Origin of the sequence: Acidovorax sp. Leaf191, assembly GCF_001424425.1 — a bacterium.
Classification (GTDB): Bacteria; Pseudomonadota; Gammaproteobacteria; order Burkholderiales; family Burkholderiaceae_C; genus Acidovorax.
In genome coordinates, this window is sequence record NZ_LMPT01000012.1 from 49,515 (window position 1) to 73,646 (window position 24,132).

Consider the following 24,132-nt stretch of genomic DNA (forward strand, 5'->3'; position numbering starts at 1 on the left):
AACTCATTCCATGAAGCGGATCCTGTTATTTGTGATGACCAACCTGGCCGTCGTTGTCGTGCTGGGGGTGGTGGCCAGCCTGCTGGGCGTGAACCGCTACCTCACGGCCAACGGGCTGAACCTGGGCGCGCTGCTGGGCTTTGCGCTCATCATGGGTTTTGGCGGCGCGATCATCTCGCTGCTCATCAGCAAGCCCATGGCCAAGTGGACCTCGGGCGTGCGCGTGATCGACGGCACCGGCTCCCCCGATGAGCGCTGGATCGTGGAGACCGTGCGCAAGTTCGCCGACCAGGCCAAGATCGGCATGCCCGAAGTCGGCATCTTCGAAGGCGACCCGAACGCTTTCGCCACGGGGGCTTTCAAGAACTCGGCGCTGGTGGCGGTGTCCACCGGCCTGCTGCAGGGCATGACGCGCGACGAGGTCGAGGCCGTCATCGGCCATGAGGTGGCCCACATCGCCAACGGCGACATGGTCACCATGACGCTGATCCAGGGCGTGATGAACACCTTCGTGGTGTTCCTGTCGCGGGTCATCGGCTACGCGGTCGACAGCTTTTTGCGCAAGAACGACGAGAACAGCTCGGGCCCCGGCATCGGCTACTACGTGACCACCATCGTGCTCGACATCGTGCTGGGCTTCGTCGCCGCGATGATCGTGGCCTGGTTCAGCCGCCAGCGCGAGTTCCGCGCCGACGCGGGTGCCGCCCAGCTCATGGGCCGCCGCCAGCCGATGATCAACGCCCTGGCCCGCCTGGGCGGCATGCACCCCGGCGAGCTGCCCAAGAGCGTCGCCGCCTTCGGCATTGCCGGCGGCATCGGCAAGCTGTTTTCCACCCACCCGCCCATCGAAGAGCGCATCGCCGCGCTGCAGAACGCGCAGCAGTAAGGCGGATTGCACGGGGTTTTCAACGCCCCCGTGCCCCCCACCATCGACCGCCGCAGGGTTTCGCCCTGCGGCGGTTTTTTCATGGGCGCCTCGGCGGGGCCCGGCGCTCGTGGGGGAAGGCCGAGCCGCGGCGAGTGCGGTGGCAGGCGTGCCGAGCGGCCCCTGCCTCTGGGCCCAGGCGTGGGGAGGTGGCCTCAGCTCTCAAGTGTTTGTAACTTTCTGTCGATAAACTCGCCACGGGGCCGGGCAGTGTGGCCGGTCGTGTACGCCGTGCCCCGAAAACCTTCTTACGGAACCCTGTTGTATGTCCATCTCCCACGCACGTGTTGCGGTGCGCCTGGCCCTGGCCTTTGGCGTTGTGTGCCTTGTCATGTCGTTGTCTGCCGCCGTCGGCATCTGGCGGTTGGCGGGGCTGCAGGACATTGCGGATGACCTGGGGGGCGCCTCGTCGGAACGCGCCTTGCTGGCGCGCGAACTGCACGCCATCGTGGTGCTGAGCTCGGTGCGCGCCGAGACCCTGCTGGAGATCGACAACGCGGCCTACGCGGCCCGCATCGATGCGGACCGCAAGGTCACCTCGGCCCGCTCGGCCGAGGTGCGCAAGCGGCTGGACGAACTCGCGGCCGACCCCGAATCACAGGCCCTGTTCGATGCCATCGACAAGGCCGGCAACGGCTTTCGCACGGTGCGCGACGATCTGGTCAAGCGCCGCAAGGACGGCGAGGCCCTGCCGCCCGACGCCATCGCCACGCGCCTGCGCCCTGCAGCCGATGCGTACGCGGCGTCGGTGAACAAGCTGGCCGAGTACCAGCGCCAGCGCGTGGTGGAAGCCCGCGAAGCCGCTGGCCGCAGCGAAAGCCAGGGCATCGCGCTGCTGGCGGCAGGCTCTGCCGTGGGGCTGCTGCTGAGCCTGGCCTGCGCCTGGCTGCTCTCGCGCTCCATCCTGCAGCCCCTGTCACAAGCGTCCGAAGTGACCGACCGCATCGCCGAAGGCGACCTGACGACCGCCGTGCCCACGCCCAGTGCCGGCAACCGCGACGAACTGCAAGCCCTGCTGACACGCCTGGGCGGCATGCAGGCACGGCTGGCCGGGCTGGTGGTGGGCATGCGCCAGGCCAGCACCTCGGTGGCGGGCGCCAGCAGCGAGATCGCCGCGGGCAACAGCGACCTGTCGGCCCGCACCGAGCACACGGCCTCCAACCTGGAAGAAATCGCCGCCAGCATGGAAGAACTGCTGGCCACCGTGCGCCACAGCGCCGACGCCGCCGCGCAGGCCAGCAGCCTGGCCACGGGCGCGAGCGATGTGGCGCGCCGCGGCCGCGAGGCGGTGGACCGCGTGGTCGGTACCATGGACGGCATTGCCCTGTCGTCGCGCCGCATTGCCGACATCACCAGCGTGATCGACGGCATCGCGTTCCAGACCAACATCCTCGCGCTCAACGCCGCGGTGGAGGCCGCCCGCGCGGGCGAGCAGGGCCGCGGCTTTGCGGTGGTGGCGGGCGAGGTGCGAAACCTGGCCCAGCGCTCGGCCACGGCGGCCAAGGAGATCGGCGGCCTGATCAGCGACAGCGTGCGCCAGGTGGACGAAGGCTCCAAGCTCGTGCACGCGGCCGGCAGCACCATGGGCGAGATCGTCGACTCTGTGGGCCAGGTGGCCACCATCATCGGCGAGATCAGCACCGCCGCGCGCGAGCAGACCACGGGCCTGAGCCAGGTGGGCGAGGCCGTGTCGCAGCTCGACCAGATGACGCAGCAGAATGCCGCGCTGGTCGAGGAATCGTCGGCCGCCGCCCAAGGCCTGCGGGTGCAGGCGCAGCAACTGGCCGAGCTGGTGGAGGCGTTCCGCCTGCCCGCCGGCAACGCGCTGCTGCGTTAGACCCTTCCGATCTCAGCGCGCCGCCACCTCCACCCGCCAGCGCCGGCGCGGCGCGCGCAGCGCATGCCGCTTGCGGTACTCGGCCGGCGCCATGCCGGTGTAGCGCGCAAAGATGCGCCGAAAGGCCGCCGGGTCCGCATAGCCGCAGGCCACGGCGATGCTGGGCACGCTCTCCAGCGTCACCTCCAGCATCACCCGGGCGCGCGCGCAGCGCAGGCCGTGCAGGTAGTCCAGCGGCGACTGCGACAGCTCCTGCTGGAAGTGCCGCAGCAGCGTGCGCGTGCTCACCGACGCAGCCTCGGCCAGCCGGGCCAGGGCGTAGGGCTGGTCCAGGTGCGCCTCCATGAAGGCGATGGCGCGCGCCAGGGTGCTGTCGCGCGTGGCCGGGATGTGCTGCTGCGCGTTGGCCTGCAACGCGGCGCGGGCGCGCTGGTGGTCGGGTGCCATCACGGACTCGCAGGCGGCGGCCAGTTCCGGGCCCATCGCGTGGCGTACCAGGGCGATGGCCAGCAGATTCACGCTGTGCGGCAGCGCGCCGCTGAGCCAGGGCCCGTCGTCCGAGACATCCTGGCCCAGGCTGAGGCCGATGCCCGGAAAGTCCCGCTCGAACCCCGCGATGTAGAACCACGGCAGGCTCGCCTGGCACCCGTTGAGCCGCCCGCTGTGCGCGGCCAGCCAGGCGCCGTTGCCCACGGTGACCAGCTTGCAACCCGCATCGACCGCAATGCCCAGCTGCCGCGACAGCGCGCCGTAGCGGCCCGCCACCGCGCGGATGGCCGGAATGTCCGGCGCGTGGAACGACGGGATGAACAGCGCCTGGGCGGGCGCGCGGTCGGCCGCCGGGTCGTCTGACTGGGTAGGGGCGGCGCCATAGGCCGCCAGCGGCCCCGGCAACTGCGGCAGGGGCAGGCCCTCGGCGTCCAGCAGCCGCCAGGCCAGGCGTGGTGCCTGCGCGCCCAGGCGCAAGCCGGCCAGCAGATTCGCGCTGCGCAGCAGGTCGATGAGCTGCAGCGCATTGCCTGCCGCGGACTCGGGCAGCAAAGGGATGTCGATGCGATACACCGCAGGCTCGGTGCGACCCGTCGTGCCGGCGGGCGGGGGGAAACGTGGAGGCTGCATGGCGGTATTGGCTCTTTGGATGGCTATTTTCGCTTGTCATGCAGTGGGGTGCAGCTTTTAGCATGGACGTGCTTTTTTGTTCCATCACGGCTTTGCAAGCTGCCACCCACCTTTACGGACCTGCTCCATGCACAAAACCCTTTCTGCCATCGCCCTTGCCGCCGGCCTCGCTGCCAGCGGGCTGGCCGTCGTATCTTCGGCCCACGCTCAAGCGCTCGATGCCGCCGGCTTGCAGGCCATCGACACCGCCGTGAACAAGGTAGCGCCCAAGATGGTCAATTGGCGCCGCGACATCCATGCCCACCCGGAACTGTCGGGCCAGGAGGTGCGCACCGCCAAGCTCGTGGCCGAGCACCTCAAGAAGCTGGGCATGGAGGTGCAGACCAACGTGGGCGGCACCGGCGTGGTGGGCACTCTGCGCGGCGGGCTGCCGGGCAAGGTGGTGGCGCTGCGGGCCGACATGGACGCATTGCCCGTGCCCGAAAACACCGGCCTGCCGTTCGCCTCGAAGGTGAAGGCCACCTACCTGGGCAAGGAAGTGCCGGTGATGCACGCCTGCGGCCACGATGCCCACGTGGCCATGCTCATGGGCGCGGCCGAGGCGCTGGCCGGCATGAAGGCCCAGCTGCCCGGCACCATCAAGTTCATCTTCCAGCCCGCAGAGGAAGGCGCCCCGGTGGAGGCCGACGCCAACGGCAAGGTGCCCAGCTTCGGCGCCAAGGCCATGGTGGAAGAGGGCGCGATGAAGGACGTGCAGGCCATCTACGGCCTGCACATCACGGCCAACCTGCCGTCCGGCGTGGTGGGCTACCGCAGCGGCCCGCTGATGGCGGGCTCGGACAACATCAGCATCCAGGTGGAAGGCCGCGGCGGCCACGGCTCGTCGCCCTGGAACGCGGTCGACCCGGTGGTGGCCGCCAGCCAGGTCGTGCTGGGCCTGCAGACGGTGGTGAGCCGCCAGCTCAACATCAGCCAGGAGCCTGCGGTGGTCACCATCGGCTCCATCCACGGCGGCACGCGCTACAACATCATTCCGGACAACGTGGAGCTGCTGGGCACCCTGCGCACCTTCGACGAAGGCATGCGCCAGGAGGCCTTGAAGCGCATCACCACCACGGCCGAGCAGATCGCAGCATCGAGCGGCGCCAAGGCCAAGGTGCGCTTCGGGCCCGTGGCCTACCCGGTGACCACCAACCCGGCCGAGCTGACTGCCGCATCGCTGCCCGCGCTCAAGCTGGCGTCGGGGGGCAAGGCGATGATCATCCCCAAGGTGAGCGGATCGGAAGATTTTTCGGAGTTCCAGAAGGTGGCTCCCGGCTTCTTCTATTTCCTGGGCGCGCCGCCCAAGGGGGCGGACTTCAACAAGGCACCGTCGAATCACTCGCCGTTGTTCGACATCGATGAAGACCAGTTGCCGGTGGGGGCGCGCACGCTGGCTGCGCTGGCGGTGGATTTCTTGCAGCGCAAGTAGGGCGTGGGGCTCGGCGCTGGTTGTGGTGGCGACTGGGGTTGGGGCTCTTCAGGTTGCGTGGATTGGGCTTGTCGGAACCTGAGCTGTTGCAGCCTCGCCCGTTCGGGTTGAGTTTGTCGAAGCCTGGGCCTGTGCCGGTGATCTGCCCGCTATCCGTTCGGGTTGAGCTTGTCGAAACCTGGGTGCTGCTCGCGGGCTCGCTGATTCGGCAGCATGCCCGTGTTGAGTGCGGGAGCCGGGGTGCGCGCCCGGCGGCGCGGTAACTTTCTCTTGGTTCGCCAAGAGAAAGTCACCAAAGAGAAGGCGACCCCMAGTCTGCGACCCCTTCGCTGCGCTACGGGGCAAACCTGCGTCGGGGCGGTTGCGGGGTGCGCCGCAGAACTCACTGCGCGCCTGAGGCGCTCCGTTCAGACAACTGCGGCGAGCTAGAKSACGARGCATGCGCGCTSCGACGCGCATGCCACCCCGCAACCGCCCCGACGCAGGCGCAGCCACAGGGGGTGGACAGCCGAACAGCCAACCTCCGAACAGCCATACGGGCCATTGCTGCGCTCGGCCCTGCCTGCGCAGCGCGTGGCGCTTGCGCCCGCGAGGTGGGGCCGAGCGAAGCAATGGCCCGTGTGGATGTCCGGCTGCCCCATCCCTTCAGGATGCGCCGAGGAGCGCAGGGCGTGGGGTGAGCGTGTGCCGAAGGACACACGCATMGTGAACTGACTCGCTGCGGATGTTTGAGCGTAGCGCGGCAGCGCGCAGCGAGTTCCGCAGCGCACCCCACGGAAAGAAAGTTACTCGCACGCCGGGCGACTCCCGGCCTCCGCCCTTGAACCAGGCACGCGGTACAAACCAGCGAGCCTGCGAGCGCACCCCGGTTTCGACAAGCTCAACCCGAACGGACGTGGATCGATGCGCCCCGGTTTCGACAGGCTCAACCCGAACGGACGCAGGTCAAGCGCACAGGTTTCTACAACCTCAACCCGACCGTGTGTAGAGCGCAGCGCTCCGACCCACCAGCAGCCGAAACGGCAGCAGCAGCGCCACACCCAACACCAGCTTCACCCCCAGATCCCCCAGCGCCCACGTCACCCACGGATCGTTGCTGCCAGCAAAGGCGATGCTCCAGAACACCGCCGTGTCCAGCACCGCAGCCAACAGCGTGGCCACCAACGGCGCGCGCCACCAGGTGCCGTGGCGCAGCCGGTCGAACACGGCGATGTCCAGCCATTGCGACAGCAAAAACGCCGTGCCGGACGCGATGGCAATGCGCGCAGGTGCCAGTACCAGCGATGCGGCCACCGCCACCGCAAAGCCCACCCAGGCCACGCGGCGTGCCTGCTGCGGGCCGTGGGCGCGGTTGACCAGTTCACTCACCAGGAAGGCCACCGGATAGGTGATGGCACCCCAGGTGAGCCAGTCGTTGATCGGGAACTGCACCAGGATGTTGGAGGCCAGCACCACGGCGGCCATGGCCAGGGCCGCGGCAGCGAACTGCGCGCGGGTCGGGTGCGTCAGCGCAGCCGGCATGCCACCACCACTACGTCAGGCCGTGGTGCCCAGCAGGGCGCGCGCAACCGCCTCGCCCACCTTGATCCCGTCCACCCCTGCCGACAGGATGCCGCCCGCATAGCTCGCGCCTTCGCCCGCCGGGTACAGGCCGGCGGTGTTCAGGCTCTGCAGGTTCTCATTGCGCCCGATCTTGAGCGGCGACGACGTGCGTGTCTCCACGCCGGTCAGCACCGCGTCATGCATGTCGAAGCCCTTGATCTTGCGGCCGAACACGGGCAGCGCCTCGCGCAGTGCGGCGATGGCGTAGCCGGGCAGGGCGGCGTGCAGGTCGCCCAGGGCCACGCCGGGCTTGTACGAGGGCTCCACATCGCCCAGATGTTTGGACGGCGTGCCTTTGATGAAGTCGCCCACCAGCTGCCCCGGCGCGCTGTAGTCGCGCCCGCCGAGCACGAAGGCGTTGGACTCCAGCTGGCGCTGCAGCACGATGCCCGCCAGCGGGTGGAACTGCCCCTGCGGCACTGCTTCGATGCCGTGGGTGTGGCCCAGGTGGGCGTCGAATGCGGCGGCATCGGTGGGGTAGTCGCTCGGGTCGATCCCCACCACCATGCCCGCATTGGCGTTGCGCTCGTTGCGGGAGTACTGGCTCATGCCGTTGGTGACCACGCGGTTGGGCTCGCTGGTGGCTGCCACCACGGTGCCGCCGGGGCACATGCAGAAGCTGTACACCGCGCGGCCGTTCTGCGCATGGTGCACCAGCTTGTAGTCGGCCGCGCCCAAGAGCGGGTGGCCGGCGTGGCGGCCCCAGCGGGCGCGGTCGATGATGCCCTGCGGGTGCTCGATGCGAAAGCCGATGGAAAACGGCTTGGCCTCCATGGCGACGCCGCGGTCGTACAGCATGGCAAAGGTGTCGCGCGAGCTGTGGCCCAGGGCCATCACCACATGGTCGGCGCGCAGGTGGGTGGTCTCGCCCGTGGCCTGGTTCAGCACCTTCAGGCCGCGCAGGTGGCGGGTGTCGCCCGTGCCTTCGACGACCACGTCCGTCACGCGCTGCTCGAAGCGGATCTCGCCGCCCAGCGCGATGATCTGCTCGCGCAGGTTCTCCACCACCTTCACCAGCTTGAAGGTGCCGATGTGCGGGTGGGCCACGTACAAGATTTCTTCCGGGGCGCCGGCCTTGACGAACTCGTTCATGACCTTGCGGCCCAGGTGGCGCGGGTCCTTGATCTGGCTGTAGAGCTTGCCGTCGCTGAAGGTGCCCGCGCCGCCCTCACCGAACTGCACGTTGCTCTCGGCATGCAGCTCGCGCTTGCGCCACAGGCCCCAGGTGTCCTTGGTGCGCTCGCGCACGGGCTTGCCACGCTCCAGCACGATGGGCTTGAACCCCATCTGCGCCAGTACCAGCGCCGCAAAGATGCCGCAGGGGCCAAAGCCCACCACCACGGGGCGCAGGGGCAGGTCGGCAGGAGCTTGGCCCACGGGGTGCCAGGCCATGTCGGGCGTGGGCTGGATGTGCGGGTGGCTGTCGAACTGCGCCAGCAGCGCGGCTTCATGCTCCGGCCGGGCCAGGGTGATGTCGATGATGTACACCGCCAGCAGGTCCACCTTGCGCGCGTCGAAGCTGCGCTTGAAGACGTGCAGGTGGGTGATGTCGGCCGGGGCCAGGCCCAAGAGCTTGGCCGCGGCGGAGCGCAGCAGCGCGTCGGGGTCTTCGGCGACCGTGAACGGCAGCCGGATTTCAGAGAGGCGGATCATGGTCTTGCGGGCCCGTGTCGATCGGGCGGGGTGCAAAGTCGTGGGGCCGTGATTTTACCGGGGAGCGTGCGCCAGCGTGCTGGCGGGTGTCGCCATCGCAGGCGCCACCCGGGGCCGCTGTCTGAGATTGCTATCAAAAGAATAGCTTCTACCGCTTTCTGGATGCGCGGCAGAGGCCTTTTTTACTTCGTACTTTGCGCGGTGGCGGCGTCGCCACCCCGGCGCCAGCGCAGTTCCGCCACGCCGAACGCGATGGCCGCCAGCACCAGCGGCAGGAAGTAATACAGCGCGCGGTAGGCCAGCAGCGCGGCCAACACCTTGTCCTGCCCCAGCGCGCCCGCCATGCCGCTGGCCAGCAAAGCCACGCCCACCGCTTCGAGCACGCCCAGCCCTGCGGGCACACGCAGGATGAGCCCGGCCACAGCGCCCAGTTGCACGGTGGCCAGGGCGGCGGGGTAGCTCACCTGGCCCTGCAGCACCGTCCACAGCGCCGCGCCCATCAGCATCCAGTTGGCGGCGGATACGGCCACCTGCCACAGCGCCACGGGCCAGTGCGGCAACGGAAACTCCAGGCCGCGCAACCTGAGCGCCCGGCCCGCGCGCAGCGCGCACAGCGCCACGTAGGCCACGGGCAGGCAGCCGATCAGGGCGCCGCCGGCCCGCCATTGCCAGGGTTCGGCGGCCCAGCCCGCGAGGGCCGGCGGTTGCCACAGCCAGGGCAGCACGGCGGCCAGCAGCAGGTAGCCCACCCAGTTCGTGACGATGCTGGTGCCCACGACCTGGCCGATGGTGCCGTTGTCCACGCCGCGCCGCTCGTACAGCCGGTAGCGCACCCCCACGCCACCGATCAGCGAACCCAGGTTCAAGGTGAAGGGGTAGCTGGTCATCGCAATGCCCAGCGTGGCGGGGCGGGAGAGGCGGTGGCCGGTGCAGTGGCGGCCGATCAGGTCGAAGGTGCCGTAGGTGCAGTGGCTGGCCAGCGCCAGCGCGCCCGCGATGGCCAGCACGCTGACCGGCAAGGCCTGCAGTGCCTGCCCCACGGCGGGCCAGTCCACGGTGCGCGCCTGCCGCACGATGAGCCAGGCCACCACCGCGAAGAACGCCAGCGCCAGGCCGCGGGTGAGCCAGGGCCACCAGGGGCGCTGCGTGATGCCGCGCCAGCCCGGGGTGGGGGCGGCATGCAGGTCATCGCTGTCGCTGCCGGGCTCCAATGCAAGGGGGTGGGGAGTGCTGGCAGCCATGGCGGGCGGTGTGGTTATGAGCGGCGCACGGTGCAGGGCTGCATCAAGCGGCGACACCGGCGTTCGGCGCAGTCGCCTGGGCCGCAGCGCCGTGGGTGGCGCCGTCCGCCTGGGTGGATGCGGCGGCAGCCGTCGCTGCTGCTGCTGCTTCCGCCTCGGCGCGCACCATGGTGATGGTGGGCTGGTGCCGGGGCAGCCAGCCCGCCCAGGTGGGGAACCAGCGCATCAGGTGGAACACCAGGTAGCTGCGCATCAGCCGCAGGCCATCGAAGCGCCCGGACGGCTGGGGCTTGATCTGCTTGCAGCTGTTCTCCATCAGGTGAGACAGGCGGCCATACAGGTGGTCGTTGAAGGCGCGGTCGCGGATGATGACGTTGGCTTCGAGGTTCAGCGACAGGCTCAGCGGGTCGAGGTTGCTCGAACCCACGGTGGACCACTCGTCGTCCACCAGCGCCACCTTGCCGTGCAGCGGGCGGTCGCAATACTCGTAGATGCGCACGCCGGCGCGCAGCAGGTGGTCGTACAGCATGCTGGCGGCGGTGCGCACGATGGCCATGTCAGGCTGGCCCTGCAGGATCAGCCGCACGTCCACACCGCGCTTGGCGGCGCGCCGCATCTCGCGGATGAAGCGGTAGCCCGGAAAGAAATACGCATTGGCGATCACCACGCGGTCACGCGCCGAGCGCAGCGCCACCCGGTAGTGGCGCTCGATGTCGTTGGTGTGATGGTGGTTGTCGCGCGTGACGAAGATCGCGTCGGCGCTGCCTGCCGTGGCCGGCTCCTTTTGCTGTGCCTTGCGATCCGGCTGTTGCGGCCTGCGGCCGCCGCGACCCAGCACCGCCTCGCGTGCAAAGCGGTGCATCTGCGCCACGATGGGGCCGCGCATCGCCACCGAGTAGTCCTGCTTGGCCTCGGGCCCGAAGTCCGCCACATGGTCGGCCGAGTAGTTGATGCCGCCGATGAATCCCAGCTCGCCATCCACCACCACGATCTTGCGGTGCATGCGGCGCAGCACGTTGAGCCGCTGCCCCATGAAGCGGCGGCCCGGGTCGAAGATGCGAAAACGCACACCCGCCCCGACCAGGCTGCCCACGAACTCGTCGGACAGGTCGGGTGAGCCGAAGCCGTCCACCAGCACATGCACTTCCACCCCGCGGTCGGCCGCGGCGAGCAGGGCTTCGTGCAGCTGCTTGCCGATCTTGTCCTCGAACAGGATGAAGGTCTCCAGCACTACCTCGCGCTGCGCTGCACGGATAGCCTCGAAAACGCGGGGGAAGAACTCCTCGCCGTTTTCCAGCAGCTCGAAATGGTTGCCGGGCACCCAGCGCGAAGAGCGCGGTGGCCTGAAGTTGGGGCGTCGCAGGTTCATAGGTAGATCTCCGCGGCCAGTGGGGCGTGGTCCGACAGCTTGTCCCACGGCTTCTTGGGCAGGGTCAGCGGCGAGTGCACCGACGCGTTGCGCACGTAGATGCGGTCCAGCGCCAGCAACGGCATCGACGCAGGGAAGGTGCGCACCGCGCGGCCGAAGGCCTGTACGAAGACCTCCTCCAGCCCCGCGCCGCGGTGCAGAATGGAATGGGCGCGGTGGCGCCAATCGTTGAAGTCGCCCGCCAGCACCACGGGTTCGTCCTTCGGAAACGTGTTCACCAGGTCGCACACCAGCTTCAACTGCCGCTGGCGGTGCGACTCCTGCAGGCCCAGGTGCACGCAGACCGCGTGCACCGGCAGGTGGTGGCCCGGGGGCTGCAGCACACAGTGCAGCATGCCGCGGCGCTCGGGCCCGGCAATCGAGATATCGTGGTTGTCATAGCGGGTGATGGGGAACTTGGACAACAGCGCGTTGCCGTGGTCGCCGTTGTCATACACCGCGTTGCGTCCGTAGGCGTATTGCGACCAGATGGTGTCCGCCAGAAACTCGTAGTGCGGCACCTGCGGAAAGTTGGCGAGCCGGCTGGCATGCTTGTGGTGCGTGCCCTGCACCTCTTGCAGAAACACCAGGTCTGCCTCCACCTCCCGCACTGCTTCGCGCAGCTCATGCAGCATGAAACGCCGGTTGAATGTGGTGAAGCCCTTGTGCACGTTCACGGTCAGAACCTTGAACGCAATGGGCTGGGATGGGGTGGTGGCCATGGGCAAACAATCGTTGTGGAATCCCTGCAGCGAAAGCGCCATGCAGGGCGGTGCGAAGGGTGAAACGATTGTTGTGGCCGTGGTGCGCGGCCTCTGTAGGACGTCTGGCCGTTGGCATGTGCTGCCGTGGCCGAAAAAGGCGTGCAGTACGGCGGCGCAATGAGCAGCAAGGGTCAAGAACCAACCCGACCTCGGCCTCAAACTCGCGCGCCCTGGGCCGGCGCCACCGTGGATCTGGTTCTTGCAGTCCACGGGTCGCGTCCCCCCGGGGGGGATGGCGCGCAGCGCCTCAGGGGGCTTTACGCGGGCAGGAAGCCTTCCACGGACAGGTAGCGCTCGCCCGTGTCGTAGTTGAAGCCCAGCACCTTGGCGCCCGCAGGCAGCTCAGGGAGTTTCTGCGCAATGGCGGCGAGCGTGGCGCCCGAGGAGATTCCGACCAGCAGCCCCTCTTCGCGCGCGCTGCGGCGGGCGTATTCACGCGCCGGTTCGGCATCGACCTGGATCACGCCATCGAGCACGCTGGTGTCCAGGTTCTTGGGCACAAAGCCCGCGCCGATACCCTGGATGGGGTGGGGGGCCGGCGCGCCGCCCGAGATCACGGGCGACGCCGTGGGCTCGACCGCGAACACCTTGAGGTTCGGGAATTTGGCTTTCAGCACCCGCGCCACGCCCGTGATGTGCCCGCCCGTGCCCACGCCCGTGATCAGCACGTCCACGCCGTCCGGGAAGTCCGCCAGGATCTCCTGCGCGGTGGTGCGCACATGCACATCGATGTTGGCGGGGTTCTCGAACTGCTGCGGAATCCACGACCCGGGCGTCTGGGCCTGCAGCTCCTGCGCGCGGGCGATCGCGCCCTTCATGCCCTTTTCGCGCGGCGTCAGGTCGAACTGCGCGCCGTAGGCCAGCATCAGGCGGCGCCGCTCGATGCTCATGCTGTCGGGCATCACGAGGATGAGCTTGTAGCCCTTGACGGCCGCCACCAGAGCCAGGCCGATGCCGGTGTTGCCCGAGGTCGGCTCGATGATGGTGCCACCGGGCTGGAGCGCGCCCGACTTCTCGGCGTCTTCCACCATCGACAGCGCAATGCGGTCCTTGATGGAGCCACCGGGGTTGCTGCGCTCGGACTTCACCCACACATTGGCCGCCGGGCCAAAAATGCGGTTGATGCGCACGTGCGGCGTGTTGCCGATGGTTTGCAGAATGTTGTCAGCTTTCATGGCGTCTCCTGTGAAGGTCGATTCAGTGGGTAGGGGTGACGGGGTGCCCCAATGCCAGCCGGTGAGGGGCCAGATAAACAACCATCCGTTGAGACTGAGCCTGTCGGAGTCAGGGCACGATGGCGTGGCTGGCCTTTCGACAGATCCGGATGGACGGGTCACCGACCGGCATTGCGGTGTCCCGCGCATTCTGAACCAGTTGTTCGACAGCCCCGGTGATATGGATATATCCGAGGTGCCACTTCCCGCCTTCCCGCCTTTCCGTCATTCCAGCTGCGCTCACCGCAGCGGGCTGATCTCCACCCGCATCGCCCGATCCACCGGCGTGATCTCCACACGCACCGGCAGGCCCAGCGCAATCGTCTGCGCATTGGTGGCCGTGTGCTGCGTGACCTCGGTGCAGGTGTAGCGCGCGGCCCGCCCGCTGCGCCACACGGCCAGCGCCAGCGGCAGCATCCACTGGTCCGCCAGGTGCGGCCCCAGCGCGCCCTGGCTACGCTGGTATGTACGCACCTCGTCCGCCAGCCGCTTGGCCACCTGCTCGGCCGACAGGCTGCGCTCGCCCAGCTGGCAGAACACCTCGGTCACGTGCTCGTATTCCAGCGTGGCGATGAGCGCATTGCCCGGCCCTTCGTTTTGCCGCGTGGGCGGGTTGCGCAGCTGCCCCGCTTCGAACGTCCAGCCCATGCGTTGGCCCAGGGCCTCCAGTTCGCGGTGCGCAATGTTGCGCGCCAGGCCCGGCACCAGCGCTTCGCCATAAGCGTTGAGCAGCGCCCCGCGCTCCACCACGTCCGCCGGTGTCAGCGGCTGTGCCGACGGCGTGATGTGCGCCACCAGCTCGCCGCCCCCGGCGGGGTAGAAGCCGCGCCGCTGCAATTGCAGGTCCAGCCCCACTCCCAGGCGCCGCACCAGGGGTGCAAACGACCGCTTCAGAAAGTCGAACGGCGGTGCCATCGGGTTGTGCGTGCCGCCTGATAGCTGCACACGGCTTTCGCCATGGCCCAGCATCAGCGCGGGCAATACGGTCTGCAGCACCAGCAGGCAACTGCCCGCCGTCGCGATCTGAAAACGGTAGTCGCCCGCACGCACCGCGCCGGGCGTGAACAGCAGCGTCTGCGAGCCCAGCTCGGCGCCGTCCGCCTGCCCGCCGCTCACGGCCACCGCAGCCTGCACGCAGGCCAGGTGCTGGCGCATCAGACCCGGCTTGGGCCGCCCCGCACGGATGCGCGTGATGTGCAGCGGCCGGCCGGTGACCATGGAAAGCGCCAAGCCGGTGCGCAGGATCTGGCCGCCGCCCTCGCCGGTGGAGCCGTCGAGGGTGAGGGGGGATGCAGTCTCGGTTGAAGAAAGAGTCAGGTTCATCGGTTCATGGAAAAAACTTCGCCACGCGGTGTAAAAGGCAAGCGCCGGCCCGCAGTAAGAAGGTAGGCGTGCGTGCGACGCACGCTCAGGTGGTCGCAATCTGCGTCGGTAATGATGAGAAGAGGACCCTCTTTCGGAAAGTCCTCGCTGTTCTCCAGCAGCGTGATCGCTGGCTGAAGGATCGTGCCGCCTCTGCCTTTGACCTCCACCCTGCCTGCAATGTCGTGCGCCGCCATGTACCCCATGTCGTATGGGGCTGCGTCGCAGCAGACTACGCGCACGGCAGGAACTTCTTTGGCCTGCGCATAGCTGGCAATGCTCCCCAGCGCCTTGGCCAGCGTGTGTCTGTCCATTGATCCCGAGGTGTCCAGCACAACGCCAAAGGTGCGCCCTTCCAGCCAGCGCTGATCGGGTCCGACGTGCGGACGGGGAATGTCGGGCGTGGCAGACTGGCGGCGGCTTGGTCGTGCATAGGTGCGTCGAGTCTCGATGGGAGGGAAGTGGTGGTCGAACCACCGGGCCAGCTCCACCTCCCAAGGAATGGGCGGCTGAAGCAAGGCACGGATTTCCTCAAGCAAACCGCTCGGCAACAGGCCTCGGCCTTGGGATTCATGCAGCATCAGGCCCTTGCTCAACTGCTCCTTGTAGAACGCATCCAGGTCCGTGAAGGGCTGCTGTTGCGCAGAAATACGGCGGTCGAGCATGTCGCCTTGCCGTCCGGCCAGGGTCATCAGCTTGCGCATGCGGCGCAGATCCACCACGATCCGGTCGTACACCTCCTCTGCCGACAAACCGCGCAGCTCCAGGTCGTGCAGCAGACCCAGCGCGGGAGCGCTGCCCACCTGCATCTGAATCAACCAGTCGTTGATGACGTAGTCGCACGCAACGTTCCACAGATAGGGGTCACGGCCCTGGCGGCGTCCCATGTGCCGCAGCGCCACGTGGAGGATTTCATGTGCCAGCACAAAGCGGATTTCATGCTCGGTCAGTCCTGCAGCGGGGTTGATATAAATGGTTCGCAGCGTTTCATCCACTGCACCGACCATGATCTCCTCGCGCCGACACAGATCCGCGTCTTCTATGACAGTGAATGCCGCCACCATGGCCCCCAGCAGTGGAAAGCTGCTGATGAACCAACTGCGGGCGCGTTCCGTCGCGCTGCGTAGTGCACTGCGTGTGTCCGCCCCCAATGCGGCGCGGGTTCCCGCAGCAATCTCAACAGCCTGAGTGACCGAGTTCGCGATGCCAGCAGCAAACACCTCGCTCCAGCTTTGACTGGGTTGCCAGGTTCCATACCGTTTAGGCGCTGCGGTCTGCTCTGGCGTTGCATCAGGGTGCTGCAGGCTGGTGGTGTGTTGGCCCGCCAGTCCGAGGGCCTTGGCCCAGGCTGGAATGCCGGATTCGCAGAACTGGTGGTACCAGCGGTCTTCGTCCCATGCGGGCGCATCCGCCGCAATCTGGATATCAGAAGGTGGCGCTCCAAACTTGACGGATGTCAGAAAGCGCGTTGTCACGACATCGCATGCCGCGCACCAGCTGGCCCAGTCTCCGCGGTCGGTCTGGAACAGTTCCATGGCGTAGCTGAGCACACCCCGCGCCAGCATGAAGGCCCATTCGGGCGCCGCTGCGTGGCGTTTGGGGTGCACATGCACCATGCCGCTTCGCAGCACAACAATCCATCCGTCCGCGGGACACTGCGACGTGGCAGTGCGTACCCAGCTTGCCCGGCGTGCCAGGGGGCCGAAGATCGGATGCGCCAGCACCATTGCCATGCCGGCGTCATAGGCCTGGGTGGCAGGATTGGTTTTGTGTGAGGTTTTGGCCATGATTGTGCAGTCATGCCGACTTGGCTTGCCGCTCCACCAGCCGCGGCAGGTCGCGCACTACTTCGATCATGTACCAAGCGGGTAGCGTCTGGCCCGCCTCCTCTGCCACCGCGATCTGCGCCATCTCCAGGCTGATCTGTGCAAGGTCCTTCAGCATGGCTTTGGAGCGATGCACCAGCGCCTGCACCTCACCGCCGCTCGCGCTTTTCTCCTGGGGCAGGGCCTTGAGCAGCCGTGCGCGGAATGCCTGTGCCAGAAAGTACAGCACGTCCCGGTCTTCGGGCGCGTGCGGCCAGCGGGCGTCTCCTTTGAAAATCGCTTCCAGGCGGTGCCGGTCTGCAGCCAGCTTTCCGAAGGCCTTGAACTGGGCTGCATGTTGTGGCGTGAGGCAGCCGTAGGCCAGTGCCTCCGCCATCGAAGACGACGGCGCTTCGCCAAACGCATGCAGCGCATCGCTGAGCATGTGCCAAGAGCGCGGCGTTGAGAAAGGCTCCTCATGCTTGGGTGGGGAGCTCCACAGATGATCAGGCCGCTGCTGCAGGTACTCGATCACCATCGGGTGTATGCCATGGGCGGAGGCCCACTCCAGCCACTCCGATGCCGATACCTTGAGGTGTACGTGCACCATGCGGTTCATCAGTGCAGACGACATGGGCTTGACGATGGCAGAGTCCTGCGAGCGGTTGCCTGCACCAATGACGATCGAGCCCCGGGGTAGCGTGTATTCGCCAACGCGACGATCGTGGATCAAGCTGTAGAACGCCTTTTGTACATCCTGCGAGCAAGCATTGAGCTCGTCCAGGAAAATGCAATAGGGCTCTTTGCGCGCAATCAGGGAAGGGGGGCAGAAGCGGCTCACACCGTCGACGATTTGCGGTACGCCCATCAGGTCCTCGGGTGCGAGCTGACTGCCCAGCAGGGAGACGCACTCCAGCCCCACACTGTGTGCAAACCTCTCCACCAGCGCCGATTTGCCGACCCCGGGAGGCCCCCAGATAAAAACGGGGCGGGTGATGGCTACGTTCAGCAGAAACTCGGTGAGTTGAGAAGGGGCGAGTGAATGGACGGCTTGCATGGATGCGCGGTGTATTGGAGATGAAGGTTTGAAAGAGCTCAGGCACGCTTGTGCGACGCGTGCGGTGAATAGGCTTTGTCGTACTTCAGCACGGTGTCATGCAGCAGCACATCCAGCGCAGCATGCCCCGGCACGGGCAGCGGCTGCACAGGCTCGGCCGCGTTGCGTGCCAGCTCGGCCTCGATGAACGCGTGGATGCCGGGCCAGCGCGGGCTGGTGGCGGCCTCGCCGGCGCGCATTTTCACCTCCAGCAGGGCGTTGATCTCCGCGACCAGCGCGGCGTCGGCCACCGGGTCCAGCGTGTGCTGGGCCAGCTCGGCAAAGCGCATGGGCGGCACGCCGGGGCGTGTGCGGATCCAGCGCGCAGCCAGCAGCGGGCGCAGCACGTACAGGTACTTTTTGTAGCGCACCTCGTCGGCCTGCAGATGCTCGCGAAAGTTCTTCTTGGCCATGGAGCTGTAGTGGTGCCATCCCTTGGCGTTGGAGAAGACGTTCTCTGCCAGCGCGCGGAACGGCGCCATGGTGGCCGCCTCTTCGCGGTAGACGATGGGCGAGCGCAGCCACTCCAGCAGCGTGGGGTTGGACTCGCGCAGCAGCCCCAGCGCCTTGCGCAGGTCCCAGCCGTTGATGTCCAGGTCGCCACTGATCGGCACCTCGATCACATCGCGGCCGGGTGCCACTGTGAGGTACCAGGGCAGCCGGTGCACGTAGATGAAGCGCACGTCGTAGTCGCTGTCGGGCGATGCAAAGCCCCAGCCGCGGCTGCCGGACTCGCAGGCGAAGAGGATGGTCACGTCGTGCGTGGCTTCGATGCGCTGCAGCTCCTGCATGACTTGCGCGCGCATGTGCGGCTCCACCGGGTGGGCGGAACGGAGCATTTCTGTTTGTTGTTCTTCTTGCGTATGCATAAAAAATGGCTGGAGCGCTGGATGGATAAGCGTTAGCAGCTATAAAAAATGTAGTAATTTCTGCAATCCTGCGCAACTGGCGCGGCCCGGGCGAGAGATGCCAAGCAAGGGCCGCCCCGCAGCGAGGGCGTCGTCCCCCTGGAGGGAAGCCGCGAAGCGGCTCAGGGGGCTACCCCTTCACGCACACCACCTGCTTGAGCGTATACACCACCTCCACCAGGTCTTCCTGCGCTGCCATCACCGCGTCGATGTTCTTGTACGCCATCGGGATCTCGTCGATCACGTCGGCGTCCTTGCGGCATTCCACGCCTTCGGTCGCTTTGATCTGGTCTTCGACCGTGTACATCTTCTTGGCCTTGGTACGGCTCATGGTGCGGCCCGCGCCGTGGCTGCAGCTGTTGAAGCTCTCGGGGTTGCCTTTTCCGCGCACGATGAAGCTCTTGGCCCCCATGCTCCCCGGGATGATCCCCAGCTTGCCTTGCTCGGCACTCACCGCGCCCTTGCGGGTCACGAACACGTCCTGCCCGAAGTGCGTTTCGCGCTGCACGTAGTTGTGGTGGCAGTTCACCGCTTCCACGTGCGTCTCGAACGGCTTGGTGATCACTTTTCGCAGCGCGGCGATCACGCGGCCCATCATCACCTCGCGGTTGGCGGCGGCGAACTTCTGCGCCCACCCCACGGCCTTCACGTAGTCACCGAAGTACTGCGCGCCTTCCTCGAAGTACGCCAGGTCCTTGTCGGGCAGATTGCGCTGGTTCATCTCGGCGTCCTTCTTGGCCAGCTCGATGAAGTGGGTGCCGATGGCGTTCCCCACACCGCGCGAACCGGAATGCAGCATCACCCACACGGACTGGTGTTCGTCCAGGCAGATCTCGATGAAGTGGTTCCCCGTTCCGAGCGTTCCCAGGTGCTTGTAGTTGTTCGTGTTCTTGATGCGTGGGTGCGCTTCGCAGATCTCGTCGAACTCGTCCACCAGGCCGGCCCAGGCGCGGTCGGTTTCGGCAGGCGGGGTATCCCAGCTTCCCTTGTCGCGGCCGAAGTGCTTGGGCGTCATCCCTACCGGCACGGCGCGCTCGATGGCGGCACGTACGCCGGACAGGTTGTCGGGCAGGTCGCTGGCGGTCAGCGTGGTCTTGCACGCCATCATTCCGCAACCCAGGTCCACACCCACCGCGGCGGGGATGATGGCCTTGAGCGTCGGCACGACCGAGCCGATGGTTGCACCGATCCCCAGGTGCACGTCGGGCATCACCGCCACGTGCTTGAACACGATGGGCAGGCGGGCAATGTTGCGCAGCTGGTTCTTGGCGTCTTCTTCCACGGGCACGCCGTTCGTCCACATCTTCACGGGCACGCCGTTGGGTACTTCGAGTTGTTCGTAGTTGCTCATTTCGTTCTTTCGTCCTTGTCGTTCATTGAACCATTCCGCGCGCTGCGGCCTGGGCGTAGTTCTTCAGTTCGTCGTCGTTCTTCACTTGCCGTATGAATGCGTCCATGTGCGCCTGCAATTCCTGGGGGCGCTTCAGGCGCACACCCTCGTGACCGATCCCGTGCAATGCCGATTCCTGGGCAGCCCGGTAAGGCATCGCCAGCATCTCGCAGAACACCTGCCACATCGCGTCGCGCCATTCAGGGATGTCCTTGGCGTTCCAGAACGTGGGCCACACGTCAAACCACATGTAGCTCACGAAGTACAGGCGGTCGCTTCGGCTCCCGATGGGGCTCGGCCCGGTGTCCAGGCGCGGGCCGAGGCAGTCGCGCCACAAGGTGGGCAGGGCCCGCATCATGCGCATAGCGTCGGCCAGGGGCACGGACGGGTCGTTCACCATGTGCGGGATGTCGCCCGCGTTGTTGCTCATCACATGGTTCAGGCCCATACCCACGTGCTCGTCGCTGTAGGGCGCCAGGTCGGTGCCCGCATTGGCGAACAGCACGGTCTGGATGTGTGTCCATTGCAGCGGCGTGGCGTCGAACTCCGGCTCGTCGATCAGCCAGTACCACTCCTGCCCGCTCTTGTCGGGCACGGGGCGGTCGAAAAGGTAGCGCAATGCCGCGCTGTAGACCGCTGGATCCAGGTTGATCGACTCGCAACTCACGGGCGTCTCCTTACGGTTCGCGCGCCTTTCACGTGCGGTCAGTTTCTTTGCTTTCATCTCGATTTCTCTTGCTTCATGAGAATCAACGCATCTTCACGAGGCCATTCAGCACCTGGTCCAGGCCGCCAAACACCGAGATCTTGTCGATCCGCTCAGCCACGCGTTCCAGCGTCTCCAGCTCCTTCATGCGCAGTGCGACGGGGTTGTCCTCCATCACCTTGGCGGTGTTGAGCAGCGACCGCGTGGCGGCGGTTTCCTCGCGGCGGCGGATCACGTTGGCCTGGGCCTGCTTTTCCGCCTGCACCACCTGGGTCAGGATGGCTTTCATCTCGCCGGGCAGCACGATGTCCTTCACGCCCACGCTCTCCAGTTGCATGCCGTAGGGCTGCAGCTTGGTGGCCAGGTGCGCCGTCACCACCTCGTCGATCACCGTCTTGTTCTCCAGCAGCTCGTCGAGCGTGCGGGTGCCCACGGCGGCGCGCAGCGCAAACTGCAGCTCGCGGTACAGGTAGTCGGCAGGCTTTTGCAGCTGGGCAAAGGCTTGCAGCACATCCGTGATGCGGTAGGTGGCCGACAGGTTCAGGCGCAGGCCCACCTTGTCGCGGGTCATGATGTCCTGGCCCGAGACCTCCACGGCCTGCAGGCGCAAATCCACCAGTTCCACGGCGATGGTGCGGCCATACTTCCAGAACGCGTAGGCACCGGCGGTCAGCAGGCGCTCGACCTTGCCGTCCAGCGTCAGCAGCGCGCACTGGCCCTCGGGCACCTGCACCTGCAGCACGCCGTTCAGGCCGGTCACTGCGCGCTGGCGCAGTGGGGTCTGCGTCAGGCGGGCGACCAGGTCGGCGGGCAGCTCGGCACCGTTGTGCAGGTTCACCACCTGCACGGCCACGTCCACCAGGCCCTTCCAGTACAGGCGGCGCGTGCCGGGCGGCAGGATTTCGACCAGCACGCCGTTCTCGCTGCGCAGGCCCGCTTCGCGCTCCGACAGGTTCACCTGCACGAAGTGGGCGGCGACCACGGCGGGCTCCTGCGCCATCAGGTAGTCGGCCAGGCCGTGCGTGAACGCGGGTTGCTCCAGGGCGAAGGTTTCCACGCGCAGCGTGTCCAGGCCGGCAAACAGCCAGTGCGTGCCGCTCTGCAGCACGCGGTCGAAATCGCCATTGCGCAGCAGCAGGGCGCGTTCGTTCTTCTTGACGGTGATGCGTTGGATCTTGTTGTTCAGCATTTCTTTTTCTCCTTGTGGCGGTCCGCGTCGCGGATTCCTCGTTCGTTCGTCTTCTCTTCTTCTCTTCTTCTCTTCTTCGTCGTCGTTGTCATGTCGGCTGCCGCACAGCGCTGGCAACACGACCCCAATCCCGATAGGGCGCCGTTACAGCGGCGGCGGGGCTCCAGGCAGTGCAGCCGCGGGCCTTGCAGTGCGCCGTGGTTGCTGCCCTGCAAACAGGGCGGCAGCGTGGCTGGCTGCGGGCGCGGGCTGCACCGGGGTCTGGTGCAAACCGCCGCCGGCTGACGGGGTGCCGGCGGGGGCTGCCGTGCAGCAGCCTTTGCCTGCGCCCCGCGTCCGGCGGGTGGTCTTTCGACCGTTTCTTCAAAGCTCCGGCCTTGCGGCCGGAAGAATGGACAGGAGTCGAACCTGTGACAGACCCTTGCGGGTTGCTCTACCTCTGAGCTACCAGTGGTGGCACGCCTGGAGTCGAACCAGACACGTCCTTTCGGAGTGGTCTCCACGACCGTGCCGTGACCAGACGCTGGCGAAGTGCGGCATGCAGGGGGTCGACGAGGGCCTTGAGGGCCCCTGGAACCTCGGCACCGGCAGGGCGAACTTGTGTCCTAACCCTGGCCTGTGAGCGGTCGACGCTGGCGTCTGGTACTTATCTATTGCCAGATGCGTGCCAGCTTGAGAAATTTACGGGTGAAAAATCGCAAATCATTGATTTATATGAACTTTCTGACATGAGGAAAATTCTTTGTCGCCATCAATTCGGTCAAAAGATAGAATTAAAGCTAGTCAATTAGCTAAACATGATGCGCAAAGAAAAAGTGGTCATCGGCTTCCTGGGCACCCAGCTGGACGCAGGCAAGGGGGCAGGCCGCTGGGAGAAGTGGCGCCCCACGGTGTCGCTGGCCCAGCACGAGGATGTGGTGGTCAAGCGGATGGAGCTGCTCTACACCCCTCCTCACCACGAACTGGCCCACCAGGTGCGCACGGACATCCACACTGCGTCGCCTGAGACCACCGTCCACCTCGTCAAGCTGGACATCGCCGACCCGTGGGACTTCGGCGAGGTCTACGCCACGCTCTTTGACTGGACGCAGGGCTACTGCTTCGACACCGAGCGCGAGGCGTACTGGACGCACATCACCACCGGCACGCACGTGGCGCAGATCTGCCTGTTCCTGCTGGTGGAGTCGCGCCGCATCCCCGGTGTGCTGGCGCAGACATCACCGCCAAAGCGCCAGCAGATGGGCGACCCGGGCAGCTACGCGCTGATCGACCTGGACCTGTCGCGCTACGACGTGATCGCGCAGCGCTTCGGCGCCGAGCAGCGCGATGCGCTCGATTTCCTCAAGAGCGGCATCGCCACGCGCAATGCGCGCTTCAACGCATTGATCGAAGAGGTCGAGCGCGTGGCGGTGCGGTCGCGTGCGCCCATCCTGTTCACTGGCCCCACGGGCGCGGGCAAGTCGCACCTGGCGCGGCGCATGTTCGAGCTCAAGAAGGCGCGCCACCAGGTCGAGGGCGACTTCGTCGAGGTCAACTGCGCCACGCTGCACGGCGACGGCGCTGCCTCCACGCTGTTCGGCCACAAGAAGGGCGCCTTCACCGGCGCCGCAGCCGACCGCGCGGGCCTGCTGCGCACTGCGCACAAGGGCGTGCTGTTCCTCGACGAGATCGGCGAGCTGGGGCTGGACGAGCAGGCCATGCTGCTCAAGGCCGTGGAGGAAAAGCGCTTCTACCCCATGGGCAGCGACCGCGAGGTGAGCAGCGACTTCGAGCTGATCGCGGGCACCAACCGCGACCTGCGCACCGAAGTGGCGGCCGGGCGCTTTCGCGAAGACCTGTACGCACGCATCAACCTCTGGAGCTACCAGCTGCCCGGCCTGGCCCAGCGGCCCGAGGACATCGAGCCCAACCTGGACCACCTGCTCGCGCGCACCGGGGCCGAGCTGGGCCGCATGGTGCGCCTGTCGGCCGAGGCGCGCGCGGCCTACCTGCGCTACGCCCAGTCACCCGACGCGCTGTGGAGCGGCAACTTCCGCGACCTGTCGGCCAGCGCCACGCGCCTGGCCACGCTGGCCGACAGCGGCCGCATCGGCCTGCCCCTGGTCGATGCCGAGATCGCCCGCCTGCGCTGGCTGTGGCAGGCCGCCCGGGATGCGCGCGACGGCATGGCCCAGGCAGGCGCTGGCACCGTCGGCCGCGACGACCTGGTGGAACTGCTGGGCGAGGAGGCGGTGGCTGCGCTGGACCTGTTCGACCAGTTGCAACTGGCCGCGGTGCTGCAGGTGTGCCGGCAGTCGCGCACCCTGTCGGATGCGGGCCGGCAACTCTTCAACGCGTCGCGCACGCAGCGCACCGTGGTCAACGATGCGGACCGGCTGCGCAAGTTTCTGGCGCGGTTCGGGCTGGATTGGGAGCGTGTCAGCCGCATTGGGTAAAGGCTGC

The 24,132-nt window shown here is 67.0% G+C and carries 18 protein-coding genes; 4 read left to right on the forward strand and 14 right to left on the reverse strand.

The window, feature by feature from the left end:
* Positions 1-10 precede the first annotated feature (10 nt).
* Both htpX and ASG27_RS08845 read left to right on the forward strand, forming a co-directional pair.
* Positions 11-886, forward strand: coding sequence for a protease HtpX (gene htpX, locus ASG27_RS08840; RefSeq protein WP_056163883.1), 876 nt, complete (start codon positions 11-13; stop codon positions 884-886).
* A 304-nt stretch (positions 887-1,190) separates the two neighbouring features.
* Positions 1,191-2,762 (forward strand): methyl-accepting chemotaxis protein, encoded by a 1,572-nt coding sequence (locus tag ASG27_RS08845; protein WP_056416558.1) that lies wholly within the window; start codon positions 1,191-1,193, stop codon positions 2,760-2,762.
* Positions 2,763-2,774: 12 nt separating this feature from the next.
* Here the strand turns inward: ASG27_RS08845 and ASG27_RS08850 are convergent, their stop codons facing one another.
* Entirely contained in the window at positions 2,775-3,881 is a 1,107-nt protein-coding gene (locus tag ASG27_RS08850) for a GlxA family transcriptional regulator (protein WP_056416554.1), read from the reverse strand.
* A gap of 127 nt (positions 3,882-4,008) precedes the next feature.
* On the opposite strand from ASG27_RS08850, the gene ASG27_RS08855 reads away from it, so the two are divergent.
* Positions 4,009-5,352, forward strand: a complete 1,344-nt coding sequence (locus ASG27_RS08855; RefSeq protein WP_056416551.1) for an amidohydrolase — start codon at positions 4,009-4,011, stop codon at positions 5,350-5,352.
* Between the two features lie 969 nt (positions 5,353-6,321).
* Here ASG27_RS08855 and ASG27_RS08860 read toward each other — a convergent pair.
* The 13 genes from ASG27_RS08860 to ASG27_RS08920 all read right to left on the reverse strand — a co-directional run bounded on the left by ASG27_RS08860 (position 6,322) and on the right by ASG27_RS08920 (position 21,690).
* A complete protein-coding gene (locus ASG27_RS08860; protein WP_056417028.1) occupies positions 6,322-6,873 on the reverse strand; it encodes a VUT family protein in 552 nt (183 codons plus the stop codon).
* 15 nt (positions 6,874-6,888) lie between these two features.
* Positions 6,889-8,607, reverse strand: a complete 1,719-nt coding sequence (locus ASG27_RS08865; RefSeq protein WP_056417031.1) for an NAD(P)/FAD-dependent oxidoreductase — start codon at positions 8,605-8,607, stop codon at positions 6,889-6,891.
* A gap of 182 nt (positions 8,608-8,789) precedes the next feature.
* Complete coding sequence (locus ASG27_RS08870; protein WP_082485948.1) at positions 8,790-9,848, reverse strand: lysylphosphatidylglycerol synthase domain-containing protein; 1,059 nt, start codon at positions 9,846-9,848, stop codon at positions 8,790-8,792.
* A gap of 43 nt (positions 9,849-9,891) precedes the next feature.
* Positions 9,892-11,217 (reverse strand): cardiolipin synthase ClsB, encoded by a 1,326-nt coding sequence (gene clsB / locus ASG27_RS08875; protein WP_056417037.1) that lies wholly within the window; start codon positions 11,215-11,217, stop codon positions 9,892-9,894.
* Positions 11,214-11,978, reverse strand: a complete 765-nt coding sequence (locus tag ASG27_RS08880) for an endonuclease/exonuclease/phosphatase family protein (protein WP_056163840.1) — start codon at positions 11,976-11,978, stop codon at positions 11,214-11,216. The genes clsB and ASG27_RS08880 overlap by 4 nt, the downstream gene beginning before the upstream one ends.
* 299 nt (positions 11,979-12,277) lie before the next feature.
* Positions 12,278-13,195 carry a cysteine synthase A gene (cysK, locus tag ASG27_RS08885; RefSeq protein WP_056417040.1) on the reverse strand — a complete coding sequence of 306 codons (918 nt, stop codon included), beginning with the start codon at positions 13,193-13,195 and terminating at the stop codon, positions 12,278-12,280.
* Between the two features lie 279 nt (positions 13,196-13,474).
* Complete coding sequence (rtcA, locus tag ASG27_RS08890) at positions 13,475-14,557, reverse strand: RNA 3'-terminal phosphate cyclase (protein WP_056417043.1); 1,083 nt, start codon at positions 14,555-14,557, stop codon at positions 13,475-13,477.
* A complete protein-coding gene (locus tag ASG27_RS08895; protein WP_056417046.1) occupies positions 14,554-16,383 on the reverse strand; it encodes a vWA domain-containing protein in 1,830 nt (609 codons plus the stop codon). The genes rtcA and ASG27_RS08895 overlap by 4 nt, the downstream gene beginning before the upstream one ends.
* A gap of 10 nt (positions 16,384-16,393) precedes the next feature.
* Complete coding sequence (locus ASG27_RS08900) at positions 16,394-17,458, reverse strand: AAA family ATPase (RefSeq protein WP_056417050.1); 1,065 nt, start codon at positions 17,456-17,458, stop codon at positions 16,394-16,396.
* Positions 17,459-17,496: 38 nt separating this feature from the next.
* Positions 17,497-18,366 (reverse strand): nucleotidyltransferase domain-containing protein, encoded by an 870-nt coding sequence (locus ASG27_RS08905; protein WP_056417052.1) that lies wholly within the window; start codon positions 18,364-18,366, stop codon positions 17,497-17,499.
* A gap of 169 nt (positions 18,367-18,535) precedes the next feature.
* Positions 18,536-19,756 (reverse strand): RtcB family protein, encoded by a 1,221-nt coding sequence (locus tag ASG27_RS08910; RefSeq protein ID WP_056417055.1) that lies wholly within the window; start codon positions 19,754-19,756, stop codon positions 18,536-18,538.
* Positions 19,757-19,778: 22 nt separating this feature from the next.
* The gene (locus ASG27_RS08915; RefSeq protein ID WP_235504017.1) at positions 19,779-20,462 is read right to left on the reverse strand and encodes a hypothetical protein; all 684 of its coding nucleotides are present in this window, start codon (positions 20,460-20,462) and stop codon (positions 19,779-19,781) included.
* 82 nt (positions 20,463-20,544) lie between these two features.
* Positions 20,545-21,690, reverse strand: coding sequence for a slipin family protein (locus tag ASG27_RS08920; RefSeq protein ID WP_056417060.1), 1,146 nt, complete (start codon positions 21,688-21,690; stop codon positions 20,545-20,547).
* 800 nt (positions 21,691-22,490) lie between these two features.
* Between ASG27_RS08920 and rtcR the strand changes: the two genes are divergently transcribed.
* Complete coding sequence (gene rtcR, locus ASG27_RS08930; protein ID WP_056417080.1) at positions 22,491-24,125, forward strand: RNA repair transcriptional activator RtcR; 1,635 nt, start codon at positions 22,491-22,493, stop codon at positions 24,123-24,125.
* The last annotated feature ends 7 nt before the right edge of the window (positions 24,126-24,132 follow it).

Excerpts from the sequence above, each read along its gene's own strand:
- htpX (WP_056163883.1), top strand. The coding sequence starts at position 11 with ATGAAGCGGATCCTGTTATTTGTGATGACCAACCTGGCCGTCGTTGTC.
- ASG27_RS08845 (WP_056416558.1), top strand. The coding sequence starts at position 1,191 with ATGTCCATCTCCCACGCACGTGTTGCGGTGCGCCTGGCCCTGGCCTTT.
- ASG27_RS08850 (WP_056416554.1), bottom strand. The coding sequence starts at position 3,881 with ATGCAGCCTCCACGTTTCCCCCCGCCCGCCGGCACGACGGGTCGCACC.
- ASG27_RS08855 (WP_056416551.1), top strand. The coding sequence starts at position 4,009 with ATGCACAAAACCCTTTCTGCCATCGCCCTTGCCGCCGGCCTCGCTGCC.
- ASG27_RS08860 (WP_056417028.1), bottom strand. The coding sequence starts at position 6,873 with ATGCCGGCTGCGCTGACGCACCCGACCCGCGCGCAGTTCGCTGCCGCG.
- ASG27_RS08865 (WP_056417031.1), bottom strand. The coding sequence starts at position 8,607 with ATGATCCGCCTCTCTGAAATCCGGCTGCCGTTCACGGTCGCCGAAGAC.
- ASG27_RS08870 (WP_082485948.1), bottom strand. The coding sequence starts at position 9,848 with ATGGCTGCCAGCACTCCCCACCCCCTTGCATTGGAGCCCGGCAGCGAC.
- clsB (WP_056417037.1), bottom strand. The coding sequence starts at position 11,217 with ATGAACCTGCGACGCCCCAACTTCAGGCCACCGCGCTCTTCGCGCTGG.
- ASG27_RS08880 (WP_056163840.1), bottom strand. The coding sequence starts at position 11,978 with ATGGCCACCACCCCATCCCAGCCCATTGCGTTCAAGGTTCTGACCGTG.
- cysK (WP_056417040.1), bottom strand. The coding sequence starts at position 13,195 with ATGAAAGCTGACAACATTCTGCAAACCATCGGCAACACGCCGCACGTG.
- rtcA (WP_056417043.1), bottom strand. The coding sequence starts at position 14,557 with ATGAACCTGACTCTTTCTTCAACCGAGACTGCATCCCCCCTCACCCTC.
- ASG27_RS08895 (WP_056417046.1), bottom strand. The coding sequence starts at position 16,383 with ATGGCCAAAACCTCACACAAAACCAATCCTGCCACCCAGGCCTATGAC.
- ASG27_RS08900 (WP_056417050.1), bottom strand. The coding sequence starts at position 17,458 with ATGCAAGCCGTCCATTCACTCGCCCCTTCTCAACTCACCGAGTTTCTG.
- ASG27_RS08905 (WP_056417052.1), bottom strand. The coding sequence starts at position 18,366 with ATGCATACGCAAGAAGAACAACAAACAGAAATGCTCCGTTCCGCCCAC.
- ASG27_RS08910 (WP_056417055.1), bottom strand. The coding sequence starts at position 19,756 with ATGAGCAACTACGAACAACTCGAAGTACCCAACGGCGTGCCCGTGAAG.
- ASG27_RS08920 (WP_056417060.1), bottom strand. The coding sequence starts at position 21,690 with ATGCTGAACAACAAGATCCAACGCATCACCGTCAAGAAGAACGAACGC.
- rtcR (WP_056417080.1), top strand. The coding sequence starts at position 22,491 with ATGCGCAAAGAAAAAGTGGTCATCGGCTTCCTGGGCACCCAGCTGGAC.